This window comes from Priestia iocasae (assembly GCF_016909075.1).
Lineage (GTDB): Bacteria > Bacillota > Bacilli > Bacillales > Bacillaceae_H > Priestia > Priestia iocasae.
Genome location: NZ_JAFBFC010000002.1, coordinates 77,074 through 90,464, shown reverse-complemented (window position 1 = coordinate 90,464; position 13,391 = coordinate 77,074). Strand labels below are relative to the sequence as shown.

Here is a 13,391-nt window from a genome sequence, read left to right as displayed (position 1 = left end):
GGGGAGTGAAATAAAATGAATTTAAATGCTTTTGGTAAAGCAACAAAAGAATCGATTGAAGAATTTGAAGAGTTTTTAGGATTTTTACTTCCTGAAGATTATAAAAAATTTTTAAGTGAATATAACGGAGGGACTTCAAAAGTTAGGTATAGTAAATTTTATGTTAAAGAATTAAATCAGGAAATTCCATTAGATGTCTTATATGGTTTAGGTGTAAAAAAAACATTTGACTTAAGTGAATGCTATGAAGAGTTTGAAGAAGATATGTTAACAAATAGTTTAATAATAGGTGATGATCCGGGTTCAGGATTAATTGTACTCATTACCGATACTGAAAACCATGGTGTATATTATTGGGATCACTCTTTTTATTTCCCGGAATCAAGTGAAGAAGAAAATACGTATAAAATCGCTGGGAGTTTTAAGGAATTTATTAATGGATTGAAGTATCCTTAATCAAGAGCTTTTTAGTTAGCTAGCATAAACGAGCTAAGGCAAGATGACATTTTATTTGTTGTCGGGTACAAAGACATGGAACGCATAAAAAACTAACGACTAAACACAAACTCGTAAGTTTTAAAGGTAGTACTTGGCACGAGACACAAAAGGTATCCATACTGTTTTTCTGATGCAATGAAACTTAAAGCACTTGATTGTCAACTAGAGGCAACAAGTGCTTTTTATTTTTAGATTACAACATAGGATACGGATAAGACTGCTAATTTTTAAGAAAAAAAGAAGAAAATGATAAGTATTCCCTTGATTTATCAGTAAATTAAACCGAATATATTATTTTACCTTGATTGGCTATATGCCTTTCAAAGCTTTTGGTATATAAAATTTTATGGTTAAAAATAAACTAACATTTGAATCAAATACTTATGATGGTAAGCGATATACGAATGACAAAGCTCGTGGTGATAAAGGGAGAGATACATTGTACATGAGAAAATGAATGAAACAATATAATAAAATAGACTTAAGTTGGACGATATGAAATTGCTTATGTGAAATTCATAGCTCATGATGGTTGTACCATCAAGGAGTATCGTTTTAATACTTGGATAGTAAGAAAAGTACGATAATTAGGCGAGATGACATTTTATATGGCAGGGGTAGTTATGACAGGGAATGGCTAAAAAACTAACGAGAATGACAAAGCTCTTGGCGATAAAAGGTAGGTTACGTAAGAAGGTTACTAGTTTAGCATCAGGCAGACAAAAATTGGGTTGTATTTTTACTAGAGAGGGTCGTATAATACTCGCTATTCGTTAAAAAGCGTTACACAAATTAAAATTACTGTAACGGGAGGGTGAGAAGTTGAACGTTTGAGGCAGGAGCAAAAGCCGTCGCAAAAGGCTCGAAAAAGCTAAGCGACATGCAAAACGCACTCCGTACATACACCGTCCAGCGCGTGATGAAACCCCTTCAGCAATCAGCTCAAGGAACGTACCGAGGTGCAGCTGACTACGTAAAGAAATCCTTCAACAAGTTAGGTGATACCCCAGTCCCAGTCCGGGTTCGTGTGTTCCAAACAGCAGGCAACGCACAAATGGGATTTGGGTTTGAGACGGTTACGTTGAAGGATGGGATTCGGTATATAGAGAAGAGTGTTGGGAAGGGTACGAGTGAAACAAAGCATTTAGATGATGTACCTAGAGTAAAGGAAATAGAAGTATATTTTAAAAGAAATGCTAAACATGACTCCGAAGAGTTTGCAAAACAATTAAAAGACCAAGAAAAAGGTATGAACGAACTAACAATTGATGAGTACCTGGAAAATAGAGAAAGATATATTGCTGAAGGTAGAGCAATAGAAGGAAATGCAGCTCAAAAAATGGCTAGACAAGAAGCACTTAAAGATAAAATTGCTGAACTGCGAAAACAAGGACTTTCCAGAGCAGATGCGACAAAGCAAGCTTCTGAATGGCTGGAAACAAAAGCAGCACTTCATAATCCAGATCAAATAGCTGGGGGAAGAGCAGACATTATTGGAGGTTTGGGAGATAAAAGAGTAAATTCCTCGATAGGTTCACAATGGAAATATAGAATTGATGTTGTTGATGAGCAAATTAGGGAAATTGCGAAGAATATGTCACCCGAGCAGCTAAAGAATACTTATTTAAATGTGAAATTAACTCAATAATCAAAGGAGGTATTTTAATTGGAAACTATATTTAGCGATTTTATAAAACATGAAACAGTTAATGAAGATGTTATTTTAAAATATACGGATAAACTTCCTCAAGAATTAATAGAAACATGGAAAAGGTATGGTTTTGGTACTTTCGTAAATGGATTTTTAAAAGTTATTAATCCAGACGATTATTTAGATATTTTAGAGAGAAGTTATCTAAGGTATGAGCAGGCGATTCCTATTTTTACAACTGCAATGGGTGATGTTATAGTATGGGAAAAAGATAAGTATGTAAATTTATTAAACTTTAGGAAAGGATATGTTAATGTTGTTTCATCCGGATTTGACTTCTTTTTTGATGACTTAAAAGATGATGAATTTATGAACGATGAATTAATGTGGCAGCCTTATCCTGAAGCGATTAGTAAATACAGTGCCCCTAACTATGACGAGTGTTTTGGATACACCCCACTATTAGGTTTAGGTGGAGCAGAAAAAGTAGAGAATCTAAAAAAAGTCAAATTAAAGGAACACATTCTTCTTATTACTGAATTTATGGGACCAGTTCAGTAATGTACAGGATTGGCTACAGAATTAACTATAAGCACTTGATTGCCTTATTAGGAATCAGGTGTTTTTATTTTTAATAAAAGATGGAGAGCGTTTTAGAAATAGTGATACTTTCGATAAACAATACAATAATTTTAGAAAAAAATACTGAAAATGGCGCTTTAACAACTTAGATTGAGGTGTTTAAAGAATGGACATGGAAATTTTAGAGATGGATGATAAATCAATATACTGAAAACGGAGATTTCTTTGGAGAAATTTCAGATGAAAACATAGTTATAATAGAAAAAAATTTGGGGTGTACTTTTCCTCCACAATATAAAGGATTTGTTAAAAGGTTTGGTTCAGGAGGTATTTGTGGAGTTGAAGTGTTAGGAGTGGAAGGAATTGAGTATGCATCCGTGGTGGATGATACGGAAAGATATAGAAGATTAGGATTACCAGAGAATTATTTGGTTATTGAAAACGTAGATGAATTTGTTTATTGCATTAATACGAAAGATGATTACCATGTTATAAGATGGGATGGTATTAGTAAGGAAGAAATTATTAGATATTCTACGTTTGATGAGTACGTAAAGGATAGCTTTCAAGAAGCGATTGACAATTGGTATTAGAAATTTAAATTCTTGTCACCGTGACATCACCAAATGCATGAAGAATTAATAGAGATTGAGAGAACGATAAATGAAAGTGGTAACTACCTATTGTAATGATAGATTGTTGTCACTTTTCTTTTCGTTTAAAATGATGATAATAACGACGCTTCCTATAAAGGAAGGGATTCGGTGTATAGAGAAAGTTATTGATAATGAGAATATAATACGTGTACCATGAAACATATCTATCATGGGAAAATGAATAGGGGTGGGCAAGCAGTTGGGTATCACCATGAGAGTATGATGGGTTGAAAGATTAATCCAGGTACAGAAAAGAAGCCTGATAAGTATGGAATTATAGAGATGACTTAATAGCTACTGCCTATCCATTGTACAAAAAATAACTCAGTAGGTGACGGAAACATATGAACTATTCATACGAATTTAAAGAAGATCCTTTTGGTGATTTAAGAATTGTTTTACCAGAAGAAATAAGCCTTTTCTCAGATTTTATTGAAGATATTTCTACAGAAGAAGAAGTAGATGAGTACATAGAATACATGAAACATGTTTTAGAAGGAAAATATGAAGATTTTGAAATCCAATTGAATGCTGCGAGCGTATTAATAAAAAAAGATGTCACAACAGTTGAGAACATGTTTAGGGTCGAAGAACCTTATGAAAACACAATGGAAACACAGCGATTTTTAGAGCTATTATTCACATGGAAAGATAAGATCCGAGAAATATTCAAAGTCTAACTATTCAACTAAAATCAAAATAGATTGTAAAGAAAAAGGTGAGCCGACCAGAAGTCGCAGCTCACCTTTTTCTTATTCACTAGCATCATGTCATCGTCATCGATGATCTAACATCCGTTACGTATTTTCCACTGAAGAAGCTGAACAACATTTAATAGGAGTAGAAATGGAGTGAAGAAAAAAGAAATTCAATAATACTAAAAAAAGGAAAAAACTAAATTTCTACCAAAATATGTCGATAATAACATTGTTACGGATTTTCCACTTTCTAATAGAATAGGGATTAATTTCATTAAATTGTAAAAAATATCTAAAACTTGCAATCTTTTATAGATATTATGATCTAGGTCTATTATAATGTTTCTTGTATATTTGTGTGTGAATTTTGCATTTGGAGGTCATCATGGAAGAAACAATTAGCTTGAAAGAGTTGTTTCAGACGTTGAGGAAGCGGATGTGGCTAATCGTGTTGATTACCACGGTAGCGGCAACGATTAGTGCGGTTGTGAGCTTTTATGTGCTTACACCAATCTATGAATCAAAGACGCAGCTTCTTGTTAACCAAACAAAGTCTGAGCAACAGTTCTACAATTCAGCTGAAGTGCAGACAAACATTCAGTTGATTAATACGTATAACGTGATTATTAAAAGTCCTGCCATTCTAGAAAAGGTAGAAGAGCAATTAAAGCTAGGAAGAACCGTAGACCAATTGAATGGTCAAATTACAGTAGGTAGTGCGACTAATTCACAAGTAGTAGAAGTGACGGTTCAAGACCCGGATCCACACGTAGCGGCTGCGATTGCGAATACGACGGCGACGGTGTTTCAAAATGAAATTGTGAAAATCATGAACATTGATAATGTGAGCATTTTATCAAAAGCAGAGGTCGGTGTAGATCCGAGTCCAGTAAAGCCTCAGCCGTTACTGAACATTGCGATTGCGATCGTGGTGGGGTTAATGATTGGTGTCGGTCTTGCGTTTTTACTTGAGTTTTTAGATAACACGTTAAAGTCAGAGCAAGATGTTGAGCAAGTGTTAGAGCTTCCAGTGATGGGTGTGATCTCCGTTATTAATGAAGAAAGTATTAAAGAAGCACAGTCTCATTCATTTGGGAGTCAGTCCGTGAAAAAGGGGGAGACGTACGGTGCTTAAGCGTAGTAAGAAACAGCCAAAACAGTTAACGCATATGCGTAGCTTAATTTCTCACATCAGACCAAAATCCCCCATTTCGGAGCAATACCGTACGATTCGAACAAACATTCAATTTTCGAGTGTGGATCGTGACATTCGTTCCATCATGGTGACCTCGTCTTTACCTGGTGAAGGAAAGTCCACGACGACAGCGAATTTAGCAGTGGTGTTCGCCCAGCAAGGCAAGAAAGTGTTACTCGTTGATGCCGATCTTCGTAAGCCAACGGTTCATTATACCTTCCGTATGGAGAATCACATTGGCTTAACGAACGTGCTAACCAAGCAAACGACGCTTGCATCATCGATTCAATTATCGGATGTTGATAACTTGTATGTGCTAACGAGTGGTCCGATTCCACCAAACCCAGCCGAATTGTTAGGGTCAACGATGATGGAAGAGCTGCTTGCGGAGATTTACAATCAGTTTGATGTGGTTATTTTTGATACGCCGCCTGTGCTACCGGTTGCCGATGCGCAAATTTTAGCCAATCAGTGTCACGGAGTTGTGATGGTGGTCAAAAGTGGTCAAACAAACAAAGACGCTGCGCAAAAAGCGAAAGAGCTCTTAATGGCCGCAAAAGGGAAGCTACTTGGTGTTGTGATTAATCAACGAGAACAGTCGGATGGAAACTACTATTATTATTACGGTTCAAATCGTTAAAAAAAAGCAAGGTTTGCGCCCGGTGAGTTTAAGAGAAGGTAAGGAGTGAGAGGCCCATGCCCATGATGAAAGAGATATGGACCCCTTTAAAGCTTGTAAGTGTTCGTTATTTTAAAGACAAAGATCAGAATGTGTACTATAAAAAGGTTGGAAAACGTCACCGTGTGCAAACGAGACCTTTTTGGATTTATAAGCGTTTTTATGCGTTTAGCATGGTGTTACTACTGACGATTCCGGGTTATTTTGGCTATCAATTTGCGATGGATTTCGCATCGGATAAGATCATTGCCGAAGTATCCAAGGACGTATCAGATGATGATATGAAGCAAATTTTACAAGATGATGGTATGCAGGATGTGTTGAAGCAAGAGCTAGGAGAAGACAAAGCGGCGGAAGTGTTGGCGCGCTATAAGGTTGATGCCTCTTCAAATGCAGTTCCACAAACGGATACGAATTCTAATACAGATGCATCTTCTTCAAAAGCGAGTCAGTCAAGTGAAGCGTCTTCACCTTCAGAAGGCAACAAGTCATCCACACCAGCAACGGATTCGTCAGCTGATAAGGAAGAACCGGTGAAAGAGACACCGAAGCAGCCTGAAAAGAAGCCAGCGAAAAAGCCAAGTACAGGGTTCTCTAATAAAGATGAAGCAACACGTTTTGTGATGAGCAAGTTCTCAGCAGGTGAGATCAATGAATTCCGTTCACTTGCACAAGGCGGCTTAACAGGGGAAGAAAAATCGTACATCAAATCAAAAGTCTACTCACGATTAAGTGCAGCTGAAATTGAAGCACTAAAGCGCATTGCGGTTGTAGAAATGAGCAAGCAATAGGTCCCGTTTCACGGAGGGACTATTCTTTTTAAATATAAAAGGAAAATTTTATCTTTTATTGAATAAATAGCCTTATTATATCGCTATATCACTATATACAAATCAGTTCCTTTATTAATCAAGTTGGCTTTAATTCTATTAAAATACATATACGAGGTGACGTATGAAAAACTATCCATTCAGTAAAAAAGCAATGAAAGCTCTTTTAGCAGCAAGTATTGCATTTACGCCGTTGGCAACAGTAGCGGTAAGTCCAGCTACAAGTGTACAAGCAGAAGAGTACGACTCATACAGCGCATTAGCAGAGCGTTTGTTTAATGTGTACAAGACATTAGGTGATGCCGATCGTGCAACATTACTTACAATCCGTACCGATGTAAATACACTACTTAACAATGATACAAAATTAGATTCAATCTTAAGCAATATTACGTTAGATAAAGTTGGTGGCGGACAAGCGACAACGACTGAAAAGCGTAATGTCGCTCGTGCAGCGTTAGCTATATCCATGGCAACAAGCAAGGAAGATTTGGAAGCAAAAGTAAATGCGTTTGTCACAAATTACAACACAGATATTCAAGCGGTATTTGGTAGCTCAGCCAATGACTTTTTAGGATATATTTCTCAAGTAGAGCTAGAGATGTTTGATATTTTAAAAGATAAAGATGTAAATAACTTAGTTACGCTAGACTACATTGCTCATCTAAACACAGCTATGGATCGTGCAGCAACAAAGAAGCCAGCGTACCCAGCACTTAGTACAAAAGTGAAAAATGCAATCACAGCGAATGCAGGAGGAATTTTAAAAGCTAAAGCTGACATCCAAGCAGCAGTAGATCCAAGCAATCAATTAAAACCAATCTTAATCAAAGCTTATAATAACGCAGACAAACCAGGTGGGGGCAATGGTGGCAATCCAGGTGGCGGTAACTCAGGCGGTGGTGGAGGCGGCCCAGTAACACCACCTCCAGTCGAGCCAAAACCTGAAGATCCAAAGCCAGATCCAACTAACCCAGGTAAAATCGTAACCGGACCAGGTGCAGTTGAAAGTGATCCATCAAAGGTTGTGGATGCTATTAAGGATGCGAAAGACTTTAAAGAAGTAGGCATCGAGCTTACAGGCGATAAAGTCAATATCGATGTTCCATCATCAATTTTTGACGCAGCAAAAGGTAAAAATGCAAATGCAACGGTTAATGTAAAAGTGGGCGGTGCAGAGTATAAGCTTCCAGTAAAAGAAGTGAACATTGCCGACCTTGCGAAAAATTTAGGTGTAGATGCAAAAGATGTGAAGATTAAAATCACGGTTGCACCAGCAAAAGATGACAATAATGTGTTAGGTAAAAATGGTTTGAAATCTGTGGCGCCAATCATTGAGTTTAAGGTTGAGGCAACAGCTGGCAATAAGACTATATCCTTAGAGCGTTTCAACTCTTATGTACCACGTAGCATCACGGCTGATAAACCATTTAATGCTAACATCGTAGCAGCTGTTGTGATCAATGATAACGGTACGGTTAGCGCTCGTCCGCTTGTTGTGAACGGCAACGTTGCGAATATTTTTACCATGACAAACTCAAAGTACACAATCATTGAAAACAAGAAAACGTTCAAGGATGTAACAGCAACTCATTGGAACAAAGCGGCAATCGAGAAGCTTGGAAGCAAGCTAATCGTACAAGGATTCCAAGATGGCACATTCAAGCCTGAAAGCAACACATCTCGTATTCAAATGGCGGTTCTATTAACGCGTGCATTAGGCTTAACAAGTGCAACGAAGTATGATGGTCGCTTTACGGATGTGAAGGGGGATGAGTGGTTCGTTCCTGAGTTAATGGCAGCGGTAGAAGCAGGAATCATTCAAGGAAAAGGTGACAATACGTTTGCTCCTTACCAACGTGTGTCTCGTGTTCAAACAGCGGCGATGATTCACCGTGCGTTAAACCGCGTTGGCTATGACAAAGATGCAGCGAAGAAGTTACCAGGTAACGTTGCTGATTACAAAGATGAAGCAAGCATCCAAGAGTGGGCACGTCAAGATGTAGAAATGCTGAAGAAATTAGGCATTATGGAAGGAAAGCCAGGCAACAACTTTGATCCACATGGTGCAACATCACGTGCACAAATTGTGAAAGTAGTAGATGAGTCTTTACAAGAATTAAACTTAATTAACGAGTAATTTTGCGGATCCCCGTATGAAGTGAGAGCTTCATACGGGGATTTGTGCTTGTCGAAAGATGTTGAGAAATATAGAAGGTAAAAACTACCATAGTAGTGTTATACTAGTAAAAGATGGAAAAAACTAGTTCAAAAGGTGGGGTTTTAGGTGATTGATTTACAATGTCATCTTTCTTCTTGTCTCGAAGATATACGCATTGAGATGGCGAAAAAGGTCGTGGCTGAAGGGGTACATACGATGGTCTACGCACCGATTGTTGAAGAGGTGTCACCTGCTTTAGCTCTAACAGAGGCAAGCGAAATGGAAGCAGATTTTCACAAGCATGGCTTATCGCTAACGGTTGTGCCAACGGTTGTGTATTCATTAACGACTAAAATAACTGAATATTACGAAAAAGAAAGATTAATGACGCTTCAGCAAGACGGAAAGTACGTCTATACGATGTTAACAGAAGACGTGGCACCGGTTGCGGTCGAACAGCTCATTTACGAGCTTCAATTAAAGGGGCTCATTCCAATTCTAGTCGAGCCGGAAAAGCACCCAGGGGTTATGATGAATCCGGATTGGCTGTATCAGCTTGTAAAAAAGGGCGCACTCGTACAGCTATCGGCTGCGAGTGTGGTGAGCAGGCAAAAAATCAGCAAGTTTTGTACGCAATTAATTGATGCGCACCTTGTTCATTTTATCGCCTCCGATCGTACGAATAAAAACATGCAGCTGCGTGCAGCATACGATAAAGTCGGTCAAGACCAAGCGATGATGTTTATGGAAAATGCTGAGCGATTACTAAAAGACGAAACAATCATTCGCTACGCACCAGAGCGTGTGAAGCGGAAGAAGTTTATGTGGATTTTATAAGTTCATTCATCATCACTTCATAGAGAAAACAACTCATTTGTCATAGTCGTGAAAAGCACCTTTACGGTGGAAATGGTAACGCATTTTCAACGTAAAGGTGCTTTTTTCTATTAAGCCCGTAATTCGTAAAAAAGTTAGATAAAAAGGTTTGCACCAACGGTTAGAAAGGCTCAGAGCTATCGATCTCGTATTTAGACCCTAATACCTACCATTTTATATATTACTAAAATTATATAATGCTGTAAAAAAGATAGAGAAAGTACGAATACCTATCCATTTTTAAAATGGAACTGTTCATAGATGTTGAGGGCGGATTTGTTTCTTTCGACTTTAAGTGACAAGATGGAAAAGGTAAAAAGATGTATTTATTTCATAAATTGTAAAAAAATGAAATTCATGCATCACAATGATTTGAGTATTGATATGAGGGGATGGGTTCAGTGGTAGTTACAAAGCAACCATCGGGCAAAGATAGCGTAAGCTCGAATAGTCATCATCATTCTGATTTAGAGGTATTAATGGCTGAAACGTTACACATTGATATCAATGACATTCACGATAACCTTGAATATCGCTCAATTAGAGAATGGGATTCGTTGGGGCATGTCACGCTTTTACTAACATTAGAAGAAGAATACAACATTGAAATCGAAAAGAGTGTAAGAGATCAGTTAATATCGGTCGCAGCGATTAAGAAATACATTCATCAGCAGCTGACGCCAGCTTTAAATGGAAACAAGCAAGAAGGTAGTGATTCAACGGTTGACCAAAATCAACACGATCATGGATCGACGCCAAAAGTTTCTCGTGGATTGGCAGGTGTTACGTTTGATACAACGAGGACGACGATGATTGATGGACAAAAAGGACGTTTATTGTATAGAGGCATTTCTATTCATGAGCTTGTTCAACACTCGACTTTTGAGGAAACCGCTTTCTTGTTAGTAGAGGGAAGGCTTCCTACGAAAGATGAATTACATACATTTATCACAGAGTTACATAACCATATGACTCTACCAGAAGTTATTCAGCAAATGATTCACGCTTTAAAGGATGCACATCCTATGCAGATGCTACGAACGGTGATTTCTGCTCTTGGTGCATGTCATGAAGATCAAAGCCTTGGTGTGAAAAAAGGAAGTCGAACTACTGCAATTAGCATCATGGCTCAAGTGCCTGTTGTGATTGCTACGCATCTTGCGTGTAGGTCAGGCAGAAAAAGAATGGTTCCTCGTTCAGAATTGTCGTATGCAGCAAACCTTCTTTACTTGTTAGTAGGAAGAATCCCTACTTCAAAAGAAGAAGAAATCATGAATAAAATTCTTATTTTACATGCAGATCATGGCTCAAATGCTTCTGCTTTTGCGGCAAGGGTAGCTGCGAGTACAGAAGCAGATGTTTATGCTGCTCTTACAGCCGCTGTCTCTACTTTTCATGGAAACTTGCATGGAGGCGCCATTGAAAAGGTGATGTCGATGATTAAGTCCATCGAAAATCCAGAAAACGCGAGTAGGTTTGTGGAAGAGAACCATGCAAAAGGAAAGCCGATTATGGGATTTGGACACAGAGTTTATCAAACAGAAGATCCTCGTGCGACGCACCTTCGTGACATCGCCAGAGATTTAAGTAAAGGGCACGGCTATTATGAAATTCTTGAAGCGTTAGTCAGTGCGATGAAGCCTTATATTGATAAAGGGGTCGATGTGAATGTTGACTTCTATGCAAGTGTGATTTATGACTTACTAGGCATTCCACAGGACTATTTTATCGCGGTCTTTGCTTTAGGGCGTATACCGGGCTGGTTGTCACAAGTGAATGAGCAATATGAAAATAATATTTTGATTCGCCCTTTATTACAGTATGTGGGTGAAACAGAGGTTCCGTATCTACCTTTGAATGAAAGAATGTAATCGTTATAAACACGTTGTTCAATTTAAAAAGTGGAGGGTTTATCAATGAGTGATAGCCTACTAACAATCGAACGTTTAGATTTGTCAGAATTAAAAAAACTTTATGTACATTCAGAAGGTCTCCTGCACGCTAATTTTCTAGGTAGTGTTCTGAACGACCCAAATGCGCTTGCCTTATCGATTGAAAATCAAGAATGGACCTATCAGGAAGTGCTAGAATGTGCGCTTACATGGGCCACTACGATCAAAAAGCATTGTCGTAAGCCTAAGCGAATTGGGATATTCGCGTATCGAAGTCAGGCTTCTTATATAGGCGTACTTGCTAGTTTACTAGCAGGAGCGACATTTGTTCCGTTAAATCCTCAGTTTCCAGCTGAACGAACGAAACAAATGATTGAAAGCGCAGACATGGATGTCATTATTGTCGGTCAAGAAGCAGTTGCTTCCTTTCAAGAGCTTAGCATGGGGTTAGAGGTGTCGATACCTGTTGCCTTTTTACCAGATGCTACGTTGAATACAAAGCTTCCTACTATTCGTACAGTCATTGATCAACATCACGTGCAGCATGGCTATGACTTCAGTGAAATGGAACGCACGAGTGATTCAATTGCGTATTTGTTATTCACTTCTGGTAGCACGGGTAATCCGAAGGGAGTGCCTGTAACGCATGCAAATGTTGTGCATTTTCTAAACGTGAATCAAGCGAAGTATCAAATTCATTCAGAAGATCGTTTATCTCAGACATTTGATCAAACATTTGACTTATCAATCTTTGATTTATTCATGGCTTGGTCGAATGGAGCGGCTGTTTGTTCCATCAAGCCCATTCAATTGCTATCACCACTTCAATTTATCGAAGAAAAGAACATTACGGTATGGTTTTCGGTTCCTTCTCTCATTACGCTTATGAGAAAGCAGCGATTGCTAACAAAAGGCGTTTTTCCACGCTTACGATTAAGCTTGTTTTGCGGAGAGCCGCTTCATAAAAGCTCGGTGCAAGCATGGAGAGAGGCTGCTCCTAACTCCATCATCGAAAATTTGTATGGACCGACAGAGCTAACGATCGCATGTTCTTCGTATCGATGGATGGATGAAGAATCAGAGGCAGAATGCATCAATGAAATCGTTCCAATCGGGAAGATGAACGATGGGCTTCAGCATGTCATTCTTGATGAGCAGTCCAATCCAGTGAAAGAGGGAGAAGTGGGAGAGCTGTGTGTGGCAGGGCCTCAAACGTTTCCAGGCTACTGGAGGAATGAGGAATTAACAAATTCACGTCTCGTTAAAGTGGTAGCCGACACTGGGGAGGAAAGAGTCTATTACCGTACCGGTGATCAAGTTATGGTCCTTCCATCAGGGAACATGGGGTATATCGGTAGAACAGATTTTCAAGTAAAAGTGAATGGCTATCGCATTGAATGTGGCGAAATTGAAGGAAGCATTGCAAAAGACCCCAATGTCTTATCGGCGGTTGTTTTGCCATGGCCTATTGAGAATGGGACGGCAAAAGGGCTTCGTGCGTTTGTCGTAGGAAATGACCTTGAGCCTAAAGCAATCATTCATTCAATTAGCGCTGAATTACCGGCGTATATGATTCCAAATAAAATAGATGTGTTAGATAAAATGCCGTTAAATAGCAATGGAAAAGTAGATCGAAAACAACTATATCAACGATTAGAAGGAAGAAGATAAGA

At 38.6% G+C, this 13,391-nt stretch carries 12 protein-coding genes; all 12 read left to right on the top strand.

Going from position 1 to position 13,391, the window contains the following annotated elements; all coding sequences use genetic code 11:
- Positions 1–15 precede the first annotated feature (15 nt).
- Complete coding sequence (locus tag JOC83_RS05605) at positions 16–456, top strand: SMI1/KNR4 family protein (protein WP_078990064.1); 441 nt, start codon at positions 16–18, stop codon at positions 454–456.
- A 1,096-nt stretch (positions 457–1,552) separates the two neighbouring features.
- Positions 1,553–2,146 carry a polymorphic toxin type 15 domain-containing protein gene (locus JOC83_RS05600; protein WP_205186016.1) on the top strand — a complete coding sequence of 198 codons (594 nt, stop codon included), beginning with the start codon at positions 1,553–1,555 and terminating at the stop codon, positions 2,144–2,146.
- Positions 2,147–2,164: 18 nt separating this feature from the next.
- Positions 2,165–2,710 carry a T6SS immunity protein Tdi1 domain-containing protein gene (locus JOC83_RS05595; protein WP_205185064.1) on the top strand — a complete coding sequence of 182 codons (546 nt, stop codon included), beginning with the start codon at positions 2,165–2,167 and terminating at the stop codon, positions 2,708–2,710.
- Between the two features lie 212 nt (positions 2,711–2,922).
- Entirely contained in the window at positions 2,923–3,324 is a 402-nt protein-coding gene (locus JOC83_RS05590; protein WP_205185061.1) for an SMI1/KNR4 family protein, read from the top strand.
- Between the two features lie 407 nt (positions 3,325–3,731).
- Positions 3,732–4,067 (top strand): tRNA-Val4, encoded by a 336-nt coding sequence (locus JOC83_RS05585; protein WP_205185059.1) that lies wholly within the window; start codon positions 3,732–3,734, stop codon positions 4,065–4,067.
- Between the two features lie 403 nt (positions 4,068–4,470).
- Positions 4,471–5,220 (top strand): YveK family protein, encoded by a 750-nt coding sequence (locus JOC83_RS05580; protein WP_205185057.1) that lies wholly within the window; start codon positions 4,471–4,473, stop codon positions 5,218–5,220.
- A gap of 34 nt (positions 5,221–5,254) precedes the next feature.
- A complete protein-coding gene (locus tag JOC83_RS05575) occupies positions 5,255–5,920 on the top strand; it encodes a CpsD/CapB family tyrosine-protein kinase (RefSeq protein ID WP_205186014.1) in 666 nt (221 codons plus the stop codon).
- Between the two features lie 56 nt (positions 5,921–5,976).
- Positions 5,977–6,750 carry a hypothetical protein gene (locus JOC83_RS05570; RefSeq protein ID WP_205185055.1) on the top strand — a complete coding sequence of 258 codons (774 nt, stop codon included), beginning with the start codon at positions 5,977–5,979 and terminating at the stop codon, positions 6,748–6,750.
- 163 nt (positions 6,751–6,913) lie between these two features.
- Positions 6,914–8,929, top strand: a complete 2,016-nt coding sequence (locus JOC83_RS05565) for an S-layer homology domain-containing protein (protein ID WP_205185053.1) — start codon at positions 6,914–6,916, stop codon at positions 8,927–8,929.
- Positions 8,930–9,076: 147 nt separating this feature from the next.
- A complete protein-coding gene (locus JOC83_RS05560; RefSeq protein WP_205185049.1) occupies positions 9,077–9,787 on the top strand; it encodes a CpsB/CapC family capsule biosynthesis tyrosine phosphatase in 711 nt (236 codons plus the stop codon).
- A 440-nt stretch (positions 9,788–10,227) separates the two neighbouring features.
- On the top strand, positions 10,228–11,697 hold the full coding sequence (locus JOC83_RS05555) for a citrate/2-methylcitrate synthase (protein ID WP_205185046.1): 1,470 nt from the start codon (positions 10,228–10,230) through the stop codon (positions 11,695–11,697).
- Positions 11,698–11,742: 45 nt separating this feature from the next.
- Positions 11,743–13,389, top strand: a complete 1,647-nt coding sequence (locus tag JOC83_RS05550) for an amino acid adenylation domain-containing protein (protein WP_205185044.1) — start codon at positions 11,743–11,745, stop codon at positions 13,387–13,389.
- Positions 13,390–13,391: the final 2 nt, after the last annotated feature.